The sequence below is a fragment of the Mesocryomonas fontinalis genome (assembly GCF_055730125.2).
The window spans coordinates 320,479-335,722 of the sequence record NZ_JBUZWG020000002.1 but is presented as its reverse complement, the minus strand read 5'-3'; the positions used below and the strand labels follow the sequence as shown (position 1 = coordinate 335,722).

The following is a 15,244-nucleotide window of genomic DNA, read 5'->3' as shown; positions in this document are numbered from 1 at the left end:
CCGCCAACGCCTGGCCTCGCCGATCCAAAATATTGACTATGACCCGCACCAAAGGGTGCGCCGTTCAAGAAGCAGAATTGACCATGCTGGAAATCAATAACCTTCATGCCCGCGTGGCGGGCACAGACACCGAGATCCTCCGGGGGCTCGACCTCACCGTCCAGGACGGCGAAGTCGCCGCGATCATGGGCCCGAACGGCTCGGGCAAGTCGACGCTCTCCTACATCCTCGCCGGTCGCTCGGACTACGAGGTGACCGACGGCGACATTCTCTACAATGGAGAGTCGATACTCGAGCTCGACCCGGCCGAGCGTGCGGCCGCCGGCGTGTTCCTCGCCTTCCAGTATCCGCTGGAAATCCCGGGCGTCGCGACCATGACGTTCCTCAAGACCGCCGTGAACGCCCAGCGCAAGGCGCGCGGCGAGGGCGAGCTGACCACGCCCGACTTCATGCGCCGGGTGAAGGGCGCCGCGGAAAACCTCAAGATCGACTGGGCGATGCTGAAGCGGCCGCTCAACGTCGGCTTCTCCGGCGGCGAGAAGAAGCGCGCCGAAATCCTGCAGATGGCGCTGCTCGAGCCAAAGCTCTGCGTTATGGACGAGACGGATTCCGGCCTCGACATCGACGCGCTGAAGATCGTCTCCGACGGCGTCAACGCGCTGCGCTCGGCCGACCGCTCCTTCCTCGTCATCACCCATTACCAGCGCCTGCTCGAACACATCGTGCCGGACACGGTGCACGTCCTCTACAAGGGCCGCATCATCAAGTCCGGCGGCAAGGAACTGGCGCTGCGCCTGGAAGACCAGGGCTATGCCGAGATCATCGGCGAGGCGGCGTGAGATGACCGTTCACCAGTTGCGTCGCCTGACGCCGCCAGAAGAAGCCCTGATCGCCAGTGCCGAAGCCGGCCTTTCGGCGGGCGACGAGACCCGGCGCAATGCCATCGCAGCGCTGCGCCGTGATGGCCTTCCGCACCGCCGCATCGAGGCCTGGCACTACACCGACCTGCGCTCGCTCGTCGGCGGTACCCAGCGCGGCCTGATCGGCAAGATCATCGACGCGGTGATGCCGGCCTCCGAGCCGACGCTTGTCGCGCCGCTGCTCTCCGGCAGCATCGTCGTCGACCTCGGCGCCGAGGCGGCCTTGCCGGCGCACCTGCCGGAAGGCGTCACGGCCTCCCGCTCCGCCGAGGTGCCGGACTGGCACCAGGTGGTCAATCATCTCGACCGCGACGTCGACACCATCCGCCTGGTCAGTGCCGCCTTTGGCGCGACGGCGACGCATCTCTCGATCGCCGCGGGTTCGAATGTCGAGCAGGCGATCGAACTCCGCGCCGAGCCACTCGACGGTGGCGACCGTGGCTATACCCGCTTCGACGTCGGGGCGGGCGCCAAGGCGCTGATCGTCGAGCGATTGTCGGCAGGCGCCGCCGGTGCCCTTTCGACCGGCGTCGCGCATCTGACCATCGGCGAGGGCGCCGAGGTGCTGTGGATCATCGATCAGGCAAAGGGCAAAGGCGAGACCCATCTCGGGCAGCTCAACGTCAGCGTCGGCAAGGATGCCCTGTTCCGGCTGTTCGTCCTCAACGCCGGCGGCGCGCTGGTGCGGATGGAAGTCCATACCGAGACGGCCGGCGAGGGCGCCGACATCCAGATGCGCGGTGTCAACCTGATCCATGCCAACCAGCATATCGACGTCACCACGACGCTGAACCATACGGTCGCCAACACGACGTCGACGGAGACTTTCCGCAACGTCGTCATGGGCGGCCACGGCGTCTTCCAAGGCATGATCAAGGTGTCGCGCGGTGCGCAGAAGACCGATGCGCGGATGGCGTGCAACAGCCTGCTGCTCTCCGACGACGGCGACTTCTCGGCCAAGCCCGAACTCGAGATCTTCGCCGACGACGTGCAGTGCGGCCATGGCGCGACGGCGGGCGAGATCGATGCGAACCACCTGTTCTACCTGATGTCGCGCGGCATTCCGGAGCGCGAGGCGCGGTCCTTGCTGGTCAAGGCCTTCGTCAAGGAAGTCGTCGAGGAGCTGGAGCACGAGGGTGCGATCGAGGCACTCGAGGCGCGGATCGACGCCTGGCTGGCGACGGATCACTAGGAGCCGGGGCAACCGGTTCGGAAGGGAAGCAGCATGAACGCGGAAAGCCCGATCAAGGCTGGCTACGACGTAGAGGCGATCCGGCGCGACTTCCCTATCCTGTCGAAACAGGTTTATGGCAAGCCGCTGGTCTACCTCGACAACGGCGCCTCGGCACAGAAGCCCCAGGCCATGCTGGACGCGGTCCAGAAGGCCTATGCGGAGGACTATGCAAACGTCCATCGCGGTCTGCACTACCTGTCGAACAAGTCGACGGAAGAGTTTGAGAACGCTCGTGAAACCGTTCGAGGCTTCTTGAATGCCGGCAGCGTCGACGAGATCGTCTTCACGTCTTCGGCCACCGAGGCGATTAATCTCGTCGCCTATGGCTACGGCATGCAGGAGATCGGCGAGGGCGACGAGATCGTCCTGACGATCATGGAGCATCACTCCAACATCGTGCCCTGGCACTTCCTGCGCGAGCGCCGCGGCGCCAAGCTGGTGTTCGTGCCGGTGGAGGACGATTGCTCGATCTCGGTCGAGGCGTTCGAGCGGGCGATCACGCCGCGCACCAAGCTCGTCGCGATGACGCACATGTCGAACGTGCTGGGCACCGTTACGCCGGTGAAGGAAGTCGTCGCGCTCGCACAGGCCCGCGGCATCCCGGTGCTCGTCGATGGCAGCCAGGCGGCCGTGCACCTGCCGGTCGACGTCCAGGATCTCGGCTGCGACTTCTACGTCGTCACCGGTCATAAGCTCTACGGCCCGACCGGCATCGGCGTGCTCTACGGCAAGGCGGCGATGCTGGAGGGGATGCGCCCGTTCAACGGTGGCGGCGAGATGATCGTCGAGGTCACGGAAGAGGGGGTGACTTACAACGCCCCGCCGCACCGCTTCGAGGCGGGGACGCCGCAGATCGCTCAGGCGATCGGCCTTGCGGCATCGCTACGCTACATGGAAAGTCTGGGGCGAGAGGCGATCCTGTCGCACGAGACCATGCTGCGGGACTACGCGACCGAGAGACTGTCGGCCATCAACTCGCTGCGGATCTACGGCAATGCGCCCGGCAAGGGCGCGATCCTGTCGTTCGATCTCGAAGGCATCCACGCCCACGACGTATCGATGCTGATCGACCGCGAGGGGGTCGCCGTTCGTGCGGGGACGCACTGCGCCCAACCGTTGCTGAAGCGCTTCGGGGCGACATCGACCTGCCGCGCATCGTTTGGCCTGTATAATACGACGGCAGAAATCGATATCCTGGCTGCGGCCCTGGAAAAGGCGAGACGGTTTTTCGCTTGAAGGACAATATAATGATCGAAGATCTGAAGCTCGACACGGCGATGGCGGACGATACCGCCGCAGCCAACATCGGCATGGCATCCGGCGGAGCGACGATCTCCGCGATTCCAGCCGAAGAGTTGACCCGGATGACCGATGACATCGTCGCAGCCCTGAAGACCGTGTACGATCCGGAAATTCCGGCCGACATCTACGAACTCGGCCTGATCTATAAGATCGACATCGAGGACGACCGAAGCGTCGGAGTCGAGATGACGCTGACCGCACCGGGCTGCCCGGTCGCGGGCGAGATGCCGATCTGGGTGGAGAATGCGGTGTCTTCGGTCGGCGGGGTATCGCATGTGACGGTGAACCTCGTCTTCTACCCGCCGTGGACGCCCGACCGCATGAGCGAAGAGGCCCAGGTCGCCGTCGGCTGGTTCTGACGCCAGGCTTGCGGGCGCTGCGCGCTGTGCCCTCGGGGCTGCTTGCGCCGGGGCTGAATAAGGCCCATTTTCGGTGTGGCCATTGCTTGGCCACCTCGTCTCTTGAAAGGATGCCATCATGAGCCGCTTTGCCGTGATGAACCTCACCGATGCCGCTGCGCTTCGGGTTCGCTCGATCCTCGCTGGCCGTGACGCGCTCGGCCTGCGGATCGGCGTCAAGAAGGGCGGCTGCGCCGGGATGGAGTACACCGTCGATCTCGCCACCTCGACCAAGCCGTTCGAGGACGTCGTCGAGAAGGATGGTGCGCGCGTCTACATCGCGCCGGAGGCCGTGCTGTTCCTGCTGGGGACCGAAATGGACTACGAGGAGACGACGCTCCGCTCCGGCTTCACCTTCAAGAACCCCAACCAGACATCCGCCTGCGGCTGCGGCGAGTCGGTCGAGTTGACGCCTGCCGATGCCTCCGTGCTGGAAGCCCGCGCCAACTAGACTTCGGGGACGTCGGCTTTGGATCCCGATCAGCTGTACGAGCTCTTTGCAGCGATCGGCCCGATCCGGATCAGCAAGCTGTTTGGCGGTCAGGGTGTCTACGCCGATGGCTTGATCATCGCGATCGTCGTCGGCGGCGAGCTGATGCTGAAATTCGACAGCGTGACCGCGGATGAGTTTGCCTCCGCCGGCAGCCGGCGCTGGCACTACGCCCGGTCCGGCAAGAAGCCGGTGGCGATGCCCTATTCCACCATGCCGGATGAAGCTTTCGAGGATAGCGACAGCGCTGCCTACTGGTCGCGTCTTGCCCTTGCGGCAGCCCGCCGCGCCAACGCTTCCAAGCCAGAGCGCCAACCTCGCTTACGTCGAACAGCCCATAAAAAAGGGTGATGCCCGCTGGGAGCATCACCCTTTTTCGTTTGGCTGGATGCCGCCTTAGGCTTCGCTGTTGGCCAGCATGCCCGTCTCGATCAGCATGAACGCCGGCGTATCGTCGCCAAAGCCAATCGGCGAGGGGCCGCCGTCATCCGAACGGCCGCGACCACCGCGTTCGCGGTTCGGAGCGTCGCTGTAGGAAGAGCCGCCGCGCGGCTGCTGCTGCTGCTGCTGCTGCTGACGGGGAGACGGTACGGGCGCAGCAGCAACTGGCGCTGCTACAACTGGCGTTGCTGCAACTGGCGTTTCGACCGGACGGGGTTCCATGATCGGCGGCTGCAGGAAGATGGGCGCCTCCACCTCGACATGCGGCGCTTCGACCGTCGGCGCTGACAGGACCGTCTCGAGGGGAACGTCGTCCTCGGCCACCGCCTCGATGACCCGGGGCGCCCGCGGACGGCGTGTCGTTCCGCTGGCGCTCTTGCGACCGCCGGCCCGCTTCTCCGGACGTTCCTCGGTTGTGGTCTCGGCCGCCGTCACGGCGGGAAGGTCGGATACGGTCCCGTCGAGCCACGGCAGCTCAAGGCCCAGCATCTTCTCGATGGCGTCGAGGTGCTTCTTGTCCTTCGACGTCACCAGCGTGAACGCCTTGCCGGAACGTCCGGCACGACCGGTGCGGCCGATGCGGTGGACATAGTCTTCGGCATGGATCGGGACATCGTAGTTGAAGACGTGGCTGACGGCCGGAATGTCGAGGCCGCGCGCGGCGACGTCTGACGCCACCAGAAGCTGCAGCTTGTTCTCCCGGAAATTGTGCAGCATCGTCATGCGGGCCCGCTGCTCCATGTCGCCATGCAGCGCACCGGCGGAGAAGCCGTGCTTCTCGAGCGACCGGAAAAGCGAGGCCACGTCGATCTTCCGGTTGCAGAAGATGATGGCGTTGGTGATGTCGTCCTGGCTGCGCAGCAGCTTGCGGAGAGTCTCGCGCTTGGCGAAGTCCTCCTTCTGCGACGCTACGACCTTCTGCTCCACCGTCAACGCGGCGGAAGAGGCCTTCGCCACCTCGATACGGACCGGGTTCTGCAGGAACTGCTCGGTCAGGCGCGTGATCTCCGGCGGCATGGTGGCCGAGAAGAACAGCGTCTGGCGGGTGAACGGGATCATCTTGCAGATCCGCTCGATGTCGGGGATGAAGCCCATGTCGAGCATCCGGTCGGCCTCGTCGATCACCAGGATCTCGACGCCGGTCATCAAGAGCTTGCCGCGCTCGACGTGGTCGAGCAGACGGCCTGGCGTCGCGATCAGCACATCGGCGCCGCGGTCGATCACCTTGTCCTGCTCGCCGAAGGACATGCCGCCAATGAGGAGGGCGATGCTGACCTTTTGGTCCTTGCCGTACTTGGTGAAGGTCTCGGCGACCTGCGCCGCGAGCTCGCGCGTCGGCTCGACGATGAGGGTGCGGGGCATTCGGGCGCGGGCGCGGCCCTTCTCAAGCCGCGTCAGCATGGGAAGGACGAAAGAGGCGGTCTTTCCGGTTCCGGTCTGGGCGATGCCCAGCACGTCTCGGCCTTCCAGCGCATGCGGGATAGCCTGGGCCTGGATCGGGGTCGGCTCGGTATAGCCGGCGGCTTCCACGGCAGCGAGAACCTTGGCGCTGAGGCCCAGTTCGGAAAATAGCATTGAGCTGTGTAATCTCGCGATTGACGAAGGGTGAGGTCGGACGCCTCGATCCGCCCGTGTCTAGCATGGGCGATACGGCGTAGGCTTTTTCAAGTCAACCTCCCTGTCTATATGGGAGGCCTTCCGAGGTTTCACATGCTTAAGCGGTACAACTGTTCAGATTGTCGTCCGCCGGAGACAGCATCCGACGGCTGGCGGGCGAAGGCAGCACTTGGCCAGCCTTCGCCAATTGCCGGAGTTCAGTTCGTCGACGGTCCAAAAGTGTAGGTCCGATCCTCCTGGAAGTGCAATTCGTAGGTCTCGGCAATCTCGCCATCGCTCGGCACGATGTCGAAGAAGAGGGTCAGACCGGTGGTGTCACCCTCCGTCGGCTCGTCCGCGCGGTAGCCGACGATGGCGCCGTTGATGCCGGTGACTTCCTTGATCTCGGTCGAGGTCAGAACCGTCGCGACGCCGGCTGCCTTCTCGACCTGCTGGATGAAGAAGCGGTAGCTCTCCTTGTCGCCGGTGCCGACCTGAACCATCGCGGTACGCCAGACACCGCTCTTGTCCCCGTCGATCCACGGCCCGACCACCTGCACATCCTCGATGCCGGTCGGCAGGCTGGCGATGGAAGCCGCCACCGCATCGTCGGCGGCGGGCAACGGCGCAGCCGCCGCCTCGGCAGGAGCCGGTGCAGTCGGCGCGGCGGGCTCGGTCGGGGCCGTCGCTGCTGGCGGGGTGTAGGGGGCAGGCGCTGTTGGTGCCGCCGGTGCCGGCGCGGTGATGCCAGGTGTTTCCTGCGCCGAGGCGGCGCCAAAGCCGAGCGCGAACATCGCGATGCCGGCGAAAAGGCGGGTGCGGTGGGTCATCGTTTCATTCCCTGCTCTGGCGGCTCGTATCTTGACGGTCGGCTCGGCGGAAAGCCTGTCGTCGCTCCTATAACGGACGAGGATGTCGTTTGAAGGCGTGTCCGGCATTCATTTCGAGCGCAGACGAAAGATTATACGTCGAGATCGACGGCGAAGGCGGCCCGGTCCTGGATGAACCGGAAACGCAAGTCGGGACGGTTGCCCATCAGCGCATCCACCGCATCGGCGGTGCCGATCTCAGGCGTCTCGTCGATCGCGACCTGCAGCAGCGTGCGCTTCTTCGGGTCCATCGTGGTCTCCTTCAGCTGCGAGGGCAGCATTTCGCCGAGGCCCTTGAAACGGCTGATCTCGACCTTGCCCTTGCCCTTGAAGTCGCGCGCCATCAGCCGCTCGCGGTCCTTGTCGTCCCGCGCATAGGCCACTTTCCCGCCCTGGGCGAGGCGGTAGAGCGGCGGCACGGCGAGGAAGAGGTGTCCCTGACGGATGAGGTCGGTCATCTCCTGGTAGAAGAAGGTGATGAGGAGCGAGGCGATGTGCGCCCCGTCGACGTCGGCGTCCGTCATGATGATCACGCGCTCGTAGCGCAGGTCCTCTTCGCGGTAGCGCCCCTTGGTGCCGCAGCCGAGAGCCTGGATCAGGTCGGAGATCTGCTGGTTGGCCCCGAGTTTCTCGCGGCCCGCACTGGCGACGTTGAGGATCTTGCCGCGCAGCGGCAGGATCGCCTGCCGTGCGCGATCGCGCGCCTGCTTGGCCGAGCCGCCTGCGGAGTCGCCTTCGACGATGAACAGCTCGGCCCCGGCCGCACCGCTCTGCGAGCAGTCCGCGAGCTTGCCCGGCAGCCGCAGCTTGCGCGTCGCGCTCTTGCGGTTGACTTCCTTTTCCTGGCGCCGGCGCAGCCGCTCGTCGGCGCGGTCGACCACCCAGTCGATCAGCTTCGCGGCATCCTGGGGGGAGGAGGCGAGCCAGATGTCGAAACTGTCGCGCAGGGCGTTCTCGACGATCCGCTGCGCTTCCGTCGTCGCCAGCCGGTCCTTGGTCTGGCCGACGAATTCAGGCTCGCGAATGAACACCGAGAGCATGGCGGACGCCGTGATCATCACGTCGTCGGCGGTGATCACCGAGGCCCGCTTGTTGCCGGACACCTCGGCAAACGCCTTGAGGCCGCGCAGCAGCACCGCGCGCAGGCCCGCCTCGTGCGCGCCGCCCTCGGGCGTCGGGATGGTGTTGCAGTAGGAGCGAACGAAGCCGTCGCCGCCGGTCCAGCTCACCGCCCACTCGACGGCCCCGTGACCGGAAAGCTTTGCGGTCCGCCCGGCAAAGCTCTGCGAGGTGATCCGTTGCTCGTCGCCGAGCGAGCCCTCGAGATAGTCCTTCAGGCCGCCGGGAAAGTGGAAGGTGGCGCGGGCTGGCGTCTTGCCGTCTGCCGGCAGCAGCGACGGGTCGCACGACCAGCGGATCTCGACGCCACCGAAGAGATAAGCCTTCGAGCGCGCCATCGCGAACAGGCGGGCCGGATCGAACGCCGCCTTGGCGCCGAAGATCTGCGTGTCCGGCAGGAAGCGAACCTTGGTGCCGCGACGGTTCTGGACCTCGCCGACCTCTTCGAGCTCGGTCACAGCGACGCCGCGCTCGTAGATCTGGCGGTAAAGCTTGCGGTTGCGGGCGACCTCCACCTCCAGCCGCGACGACAGCGCGTTGACCACGGAGACGCCGACGCCATGCAGGCCGCCGGAGGTCTCGTAGACCTTGGAGTCGAACTTTCCGCCGGCATGCAGCGTCGTCATGATGACTTCGAGCGCCGAGCGGTTCTTGTATTTCGGGTGCGGATCGACCGGGATGCCGCGGCCATTGTCGGAGACGGCCAGCATGCCGTCGGCCTCCAGCGCCACCTCGATGAAATTCGCATGACCGGCGACGGCCTCGTCCATCGAGTTGTCGATCACCTCGGCGAAGAGGTGGTGCATCGCCTTCTCGTCGGTACCGCCGATGTACATGCCGGGGCGGCGCCGGACCGGCTCCAGCCCTTCGAGCACCTCGATGTCGGCAGCGGTGTAGTTCGATCCCGACGTATCGACGGCGTCCGCGAAGGCCGCGCGCAGCGGGTCGACCGGCTTCTGCCGTGGTGCTGCCTTCGGCGCGCGGACCTTGGCGGCGGCGGCGCCGGAAAAGAGATCGTCGCTCATGAGGACCTGGAAGCCGCCTTGCGACGGACGTCGGGGGCGAAGGGGAATGCCATCCTCTGGAGCTACACTTTCACGAAATGTTCTTCAAGGCGGAGTGACCGACAAACGCCGAAAGAGCAGGGTTAACCAACAGGTTTTCGCCCTTGCGTGACTTGCAAAACACGCTGAACACGGCAAGGAGGTTCGCATGTCCGGACACGCCATCAGACGCTTCCTTCTCGCCGGCTTGCTCGGCGGCCTCCTCGCCAGCGCCGCCGCAGCAGGCCCTCCGCCACTGGCGCCGTTCAAGGACGCGCTGTTCGCCTATCCGCCGCTCACCGCGATCCTCGACGGGGGTGCCGAGATCGACGTCGACTATTCCGAGAAGCGCGACATCGACCAGCGTGACGAGATCCCGGAGCGGCGGGTAAAGTCCGCCTATGTCGATCTCGCGCCGCTGCGGAGCCAGGCGGAGAGCGTGGTGCAGACGCCAGCCGGCCCGCTGAAGATCGTCACCGTCGGCGAGACCAAGGCACCGACGACGATCGTTCTGTTCATCCACGGACGCAATGGGGACCGGCGTCTGGGGATGAACGACCGCAGCTTCGGCGGCAACTTCAACCGGCTGAAGAACCTGATGCAGCGGTCCGGCGGTGAATACGTCACCGCCGATGCCGGCAGTTTCTCCACGACAGATGCGGCGCGGATCGACGCACTGGTCGAGGGATTCGGCCTCGATCATCCGACGGCGACGATCGTCCTAGCCTGCGCCTCGATGGGCGCCGAGTTCTGCTGGGATCTTGCCGGCGACCCCGCCGTCATCGGCGTCGTCGACGGCCTCGTAATGCTCAGCGCCAACACGCCACCCGCCAAACTTGCCGCCATGCGCAAGGCCGCCGGCGCCCGGCGGGTGCCGCTGGTGCTGGCGCACGGGACCCGCGACAAGGTGTTCGCTTGGGATAGCGCCAAGGCGGTCTACACCTCGCTGCATGAGGAAAACTATCCCGTCCGTTTCGTGTCCTTCGACAGCGGCAACCACGGCACGCCGCTGCGCATGCTGGACTGGCGCGACACGCTGAACTGGCTGTTCCAGCGGATGGGCTAACGGTCGGTTGCCCGATGCCGTTTTGCATTATTGACGCATTGGGACGAAAGCCCTGCCGCCAATCCTCGCCCCTCCGGGGAGAGGGTGGATGCGAGCGATAGCGCGCAGCCGGGTGAGGGTTTGCGCCATCGGACTTCAGGCTCCGGCGAACCCAGGTTGACGTCAGCCCCCTCATCGCCCTGCCGGGCACTTCTCCCCGGAGGGGCGAAGGACGACACCTGTCGACGCTCCAAATTTCCAAGCAAAAAAGCCCCCGCCGAAGCGGAGGCTCTCATCTTCTTCACCGCAGCCGAAGCCTACAGCGAATAATACATGTCGAACTCGACCGGGTGCGGGGTCATTTCGAAGCGCAGGACCTCGGCCATCTTCAGGTCGATGAAGGCGTCGATCTGGTCGTCGTCGAAGACGCCGCCGGCCTTCAGGAACTCGCGGTCGGAGTCGAGGTTCTCCATCGCTTCGCGGAGCGAGCGGCAGACCGTTGGGATCTGCTTCAGCTCTTCCGGCGGCAGGTCGTAGAGATCCTTGTCCATGGCTTCGCCCGGGTGGATCTTGTTCTTGATGCCGTCGAGGCCGGCCATCAGCATGGCGGAGAAGGCGAGGTACGGGTTCGCCATCGCGTCGGGGAAGCGGACCTCGATGCGCTTGGCCTTCGGCGACTGGCCGAAGGGGATGCGGCAGGAGGCCGAGCGGTTGCGCGCCGAATAGGCCAGGAGTACTGGCGCCTCGTAGCCCGGGACCAGGCGCTTGAACGAGTTGGTCGACGGGTTGGTGAAGGCATTCAGCGCCTTAGCGTGCTTGATGATGCCGCCGATGTAGAACAGCGCCGACTCCGACAGGCCGGCATATTCATTGCCCGCGAAGGCCGGCTTGCCGCCCTTCCAGATCGACTGGTGCACGTGCATGCCCGAGCCGTTGTCGCCGAAGATCGGCTTCGGCATGAAGGTCGCGGTCTTGCCGTAGGCATTGGCGACCTGGTGCGTCACGTACTTGAAGATCTGCATGTTGTCGGCGTTCTTCACCAGCGTGTCGAACTTGATGCCGAGCTCATGCTGGGCCGCCGCCACCTCGTGGTGGTGCTTCTCGACCTTGACGCCCATCTCGGCCATCACGGTCAGCATTTCCGAGCGGATGTCCTGGCAGCTGTCGATCGGCGGAACCGGGAAGTAGCCACCCTTGACGCGCGGACGGTGGCCGAGATTGCCGGTCTCGTATTCGGCGTCGTCGTTCGACGGGAGTTCGGTCGAGTCGAGCTTGAAGCCGGTGTTGTAGGGGTCGGCCTTGTAGCGGACGTCGTCGAAGATGAAGAACTCGGCCTCGGGGCCGAAATAGGCGGTGTCGCCGACGCCGGACTGCTTCAGGTAGGCCTCGGCCTTCTTGGCGGTGCCGCGCGGATCGCGGTTGTAGGACTCGCCCGAGATCGGGTCGAGGATGTCGCAGAGCAGGACCATCGTCGACTGCGCGAAGAACGGGTCCATGTGCGCCGTCTCGGGATCGGGCATCAGCACCATGTCGGACTCGTTGATCGCCTTCCAGCCACCGATCGAGGAACCGTCGAACATCGAGCCTTCCGAGAACATGTCCTCGTCGACGATGGTCTGGTCCATGGTGACGTGCTGGAGCTTGCCCTTCGGGTCGGTGAAGCGCAGGTCGACAAACTTTACGTCGTTGTCCTTGATCTGCTTCAGAATGTCATTGGCGGTCGTCATGGCGTTCCTTCCCTGGTGAACGACGATGTTGTGGCCCTCGCGAGCCACGATGTTTGGATGAAGTCAGATCGCGTCGTTGCCGGACTCGCCGGTGCGGATGCGGATGGCTTCCTCGATGTTGGAGACGAAGATCTTGCCGTCGCCAATACGGCCGGTCTGTGCGGCCTTGCGGATCGCCTCGACGGCAGCGGCCACGCCTTCGTCGGCGAGCACGATCTCGACCTTCACCTTCGGCAGGAAATCGACAACGTATTCGGCGCCGCGGTAGAGCTCGGTATGGCCCTTCTGGCGGCCAAAGCCCTTGGCCTCGGTCACGGTGATCCCCTGAAGGCCGACTTCCTGCAGCGCTTCCTTCACCTCATCGAGCTTGAACGGCTTGATGATCGCCTCGACTTTTTTCATCGACATTCCTTCTCGACGTTGCCCTGCAAGGCGGCCGAAGCCCGTCTTGCAGGGTGCAGGGGCCATGCCAGGCGGAATGGCGAGCGGACGGCGCGCTTGCGGCGCTTCCCCCGCATGGATAGGCGTTTAAGACACGGCGGGCAACCGAACCGTAGCGAGATCGCACGCGTTCTCACCGATATGGCGCGGTTCCGCGCGCGCCGTGAAACCGCCGGACGCGAGGGCGTCTGCAACCCGTCGTCGCTTCGGCAAATGAGAGCCCGCTCCATGACCATGCCCGTTTCCGTCGCAGCGCTCGCCCTCCTCGAACCGGCGGAGATGGCCGAAGCCGATCGCATGACGCTCGCGCCCGAGGGTGACCATCCGCTGATGGAACGGGCAGGGGCCCTCGTCGCCGCGACGATCCGCGCCCATTTTCCGGCTGCCGCCCGGATCGCAGTGCTCGCCGGGCCCGGCGCGAATGGCGGCGACGGCTTCGTGGCAGCCCGGTTGCTGGGGGAAGCAGGCCTCGAAGTCGCGCTGTTCCATCTGTCCGGCACAGCCGCGCTGGATGCCATGACGGCGGAAGCTGTCTCGACGTTTCGGGGCGCGGTTCTACCGCTCGACGCCTTCGCGCCCGCCGGGTTCGACCTCGTCGTCGACGGACTGTTCGGCGCGGGCCTGTCGCGGCCGGTGTCCGACGCGGTCGGCCGCGTGATCGACCGCATCCGCGAGAGCGGCGTGCCGGTGGTCGCCATCGATCTTCCGTCCGGCGTTTCCGGTCTATCCGGAGCGGTCCTCGGAGCAGCGTTCAGCGCGGCGCTGACGATCACGTTCTTTCGCCGGAAGCCTGGCCATCTGCTCCATCCCGGCCGAGGTCGCTGCGGCGCGGTGGTGGTCGGGGACATCGGCATCGGGACCAGCGTGCTCGACGGCATCCGTCCGATGACCTTCGCCAACGGCCCCGGGCTGTGGCCGCGCCTGGCGGAAGGCCCGGCCGCGGAGGGCCACAAATACGACCGCGGCCATGCCGTCGTCTTCTCCGGCAGCGCCAGCAAGACGGGGGCCGCGCGCCTGTCGGCACTCTCGGCGCTGCGGGCAGGGGCGGGGCTGGTGACGGTGTTTTCGCCCGGCTCGGCGCTGCAGGTCAACGCCGCGCACCTCACCGCCATCATGCTGCGCCGCTGCAACGACAGAGCGGAGCTGGAGACGCATCTCGAAGATCGACGCCTCGGCGTCTTCGTGCTCGGACCGGGCTTCGGTGTCGGCGAACGTGCCCGGGACACCGCGCTGGCGGTCCTGTCGGCCGGGCGCAGCCTTGTCCTCGATGCCGACGGACTGACGTCCTTCGCGGGCAATCCCTCGGAGCTGTTCGACGCGATCGGCGCCGCCGGCAGCGCGGTAGTGCTGACACCGCATGGCGGCGAATTCGCGAAACTCTTTCCCGACATCGCCGCCGACGAGACCCTTGCCAAGCCCGCCAAGGCGCGCGCTGCTTCCGCCCGGTCGGGGGCGACGGTCGTCCTGAAAGGCGCGGACACGGTCATCGCCGAGCCGGGCGGACGCACCGCGATCAACGAAACGGGCACGCCCTGGCTGGCAACGGCGGGAAGTGGCGACGTGCTGGCCGGCATCGCCGCCGGCCTTCTGGCACAGCATTTTCCGCCGTTCGAAGCGGCGGCGGCAGCGGTCTGGCTGCACGGCAAGGCAGCCGAGACGTTTGGCCCCGGCCTCATCGCCGAGGATCTGCCGGGCCTTCTGCCGCACGTCTACCGGGACCTCGCCAATGCGAAGGGCTGAATGGAGCGGCTAGTCCGCGACTTTCGGCTGTGCCTCGGCCGGAACACGCTCCTGGAACGCCATGGCCGCCTGCGGCGCCCGCACCTTGCCCTCGTGGATGAAGTAGACGAACACGTCGCGCTTCACCTTCTTCGCCGGATCATCCGGCGCAACCAGTGGCAGGTCATCGGGCACGCCGCCCTCCGCCCAGATCGTCGCGCGCTTCGCCCAGGCATCGAGCGCTTCCGGCGGATAGGCCGTCGGCTCGGAGTCCACGCCCTTCTGCAGGCGGGAGTAGACGATGCTGCCGGTCACGTCGGCAATTTCGGGATAGGTCGCATGCTCGGCATGGACGATCGCAACGCCATGCTTGCGAGCAAGGCTGACGAATTCCGGCACCGCGAAGGTCGGATGGCGTACTTCCAGCACGTGGCGAAGAGTCAGTCCGCCTGTCTTCTCCGGCAGAAGCGCGAGAAAAGCGCCGAAATCTTCGGCGTCGAACTGCTTGGTATTGGCGAACTGCCAGAGCAGCGGGCCGAGCGCGTCGCCGAGTTCGGCGATGCCGGAGTCGACGAAGCGCTGGATCGACTCGCCGGCCTCACCCAAGATCTTGCGGTTGGTCGCAAAGCGCGGCGCCTTCAGCGCGAAGACAAAGCCATCCGGCACTTCGCTCGCCCATTTGGCGAAGGTCGCCGGCGTCTGCGAGCGGTAATAGGTGCCGTTGACCTCGATCGTGGCGAGTTGGCGCGAGGCGAAGCCCAGTTCCTTGGCGTGGACAAGCTTCTCCGGAAAGAACGTCCCGCGCCAGGGCTCGAAGGTCCAGCCGCCGATCCCCGCCCTGATGATGCCGCTCGCCGCCATGTCACGTCCTTCCCATTGCATTGTCGTAGATCGTTGCAT

The 15,244-nt window shown here is 65.7% G+C and carries 14 protein-coding genes; 8 read left to right on the top strand and 6 right to left on the bottom strand.

The annotated features are described in order from the left end of the window. Window positions 1-83: 83 nt before the first annotated feature. The 6 genes from sufC (at window position 84) to ACZL02_RS06655 (ending at window position 4,695) form a co-directional block, all read left to right on the top strand. Window positions 84-839 carry a Fe-S cluster assembly ATPase SufC gene (gene sufC / locus ACZL02_RS06680; RefSeq protein ID WP_472937816.1) on the top strand — a complete coding sequence of 252 codons (756 nt, stop codon included), beginning with the start codon at window positions 84-86 and terminating at the stop codon, window positions 837-839. A gap of 1 nt (window position 840) precedes the next feature. Beyond that, window positions 841-2,112 (top strand): Fe-S cluster assembly protein SufD, encoded by a 1,272-nt coding sequence (gene sufD, locus ACZL02_RS06675; protein WP_472937815.1) that lies wholly within the window; start codon window positions 841-843, stop codon window positions 2,110-2,112. 33 nt (window positions 2,113-2,145) lie between these two features. Beyond that, complete coding sequence (locus tag ACZL02_RS06670) at window positions 2,146-3,390, top strand: cysteine desulfurase (protein ID WP_472937814.1); 1,245 nt, start codon at window positions 2,146-2,148, stop codon at window positions 3,388-3,390. 11 nt (window positions 3,391-3,401) lie between these two features. Further along, entirely contained in the window at window positions 3,402-3,815 is a 414-nt protein-coding gene (locus ACZL02_RS06665) for an SUF system Fe-S cluster assembly protein (RefSeq protein ID WP_472937813.1), read from the top strand. A gap of 118 nt (window positions 3,816-3,933) precedes the next feature. Next, entirely contained in the window at window positions 3,934-4,305 is a 372-nt protein-coding gene (sufA, locus tag ACZL02_RS06660; protein WP_472937812.1) for a Fe-S cluster assembly scaffold SufA, read from the top strand. Window positions 4,306-4,323: 18 nt separating this feature from the next. Beyond that, complete coding sequence (locus ACZL02_RS06655) at window positions 4,324-4,695, top strand: TfoX/Sxy family protein (protein WP_472937811.1); 372 nt, start codon at window positions 4,324-4,326, stop codon at window positions 4,693-4,695. A 45-nt stretch (window positions 4,696-4,740) separates the two neighbouring features. Here the strand turns inward: ACZL02_RS06655 and ACZL02_RS06650 are convergent, their stop codons facing one another. The 3 genes from ACZL02_RS06650 to parE all read right to left on the bottom strand — a co-directional run bounded on the left by ACZL02_RS06650 (window position 4,741) and on the right by parE (window position 9,394). Further along, entirely contained in the window at window positions 4,741-6,360 is a 1,620-nt protein-coding gene (locus ACZL02_RS06650) for a DEAD/DEAH box helicase (RefSeq protein WP_472937810.1), read from the bottom strand. Between the two features lie 239 nt (window positions 6,361-6,599). Next, window positions 6,600-7,211 carry a hypothetical protein gene (locus ACZL02_RS06645; RefSeq protein WP_472937809.1) on the bottom strand — a complete coding sequence of 204 codons (612 nt, stop codon included), beginning with the start codon at window positions 7,209-7,211 and terminating at the stop codon, window positions 6,600-6,602. Between the two features lie 131 nt (window positions 7,212-7,342). Next, window positions 7,343-9,394 (bottom strand): DNA topoisomerase IV subunit B, encoded by a 2,052-nt coding sequence (gene parE / locus ACZL02_RS06640; protein ID WP_472937808.1) that lies wholly within the window; start codon window positions 9,392-9,394, stop codon window positions 7,343-7,345. 187 nt (window positions 9,395-9,581) lie between these two features. Between parE and ACZL02_RS06635 the strand changes: the two genes are divergently transcribed. Further along, complete coding sequence (locus ACZL02_RS06635) at window positions 9,582-10,478, top strand: alpha/beta hydrolase (RefSeq protein ID WP_472937807.1); 897 nt, start codon at window positions 9,582-9,584, stop codon at window positions 10,476-10,478. Between the two features lie 296 nt (window positions 10,479-10,774). Here ACZL02_RS06635 and glnA read toward each other — a convergent pair whose 3' ends face one another. Together glnA and ACZL02_RS06625 are read right to left on the bottom strand one after the other, a co-directional pair. After that, window positions 10,775-12,184, bottom strand: a complete 1,410-nt coding sequence (gene glnA, locus ACZL02_RS06630) for a type I glutamate--ammonia ligase (RefSeq protein WP_472937806.1) — start codon at window positions 12,182-12,184, stop codon at window positions 10,775-10,777. A 63-nt stretch (window positions 12,185-12,247) separates the two neighbouring features. Beyond that, a complete protein-coding gene (locus ACZL02_RS06625; protein WP_472933460.1) occupies window positions 12,248-12,586 on the bottom strand; it encodes a P-II family nitrogen regulator in 339 nt (112 codons plus the stop codon). A 267-nt stretch (window positions 12,587-12,853) separates the two neighbouring features. On the opposite strand from ACZL02_RS06625, the gene ACZL02_RS06620 reads away from it, so the two are divergent. Then, a complete protein-coding gene (locus ACZL02_RS06620) occupies window positions 12,854-14,365 on the top strand; it encodes an NAD(P)H-hydrate dehydratase (RefSeq protein ID WP_472937805.1) in 1,512 nt (503 codons plus the stop codon). A gap of 9 nt (window positions 14,366-14,374) precedes the next feature. On the opposite strand, the gene ACZL02_RS06615 is transcribed toward ACZL02_RS06620, so the two are convergent. Next, window positions 14,375-15,205 carry a DUF72 domain-containing protein gene (locus ACZL02_RS06615; protein WP_472937804.1) on the bottom strand — a complete coding sequence of 277 codons (831 nt, stop codon included), beginning with the start codon at window positions 15,203-15,205 and terminating at the stop codon, window positions 14,375-14,377. Between the last annotated feature and the right edge of the window lie 39 nt (window positions 15,206-15,244).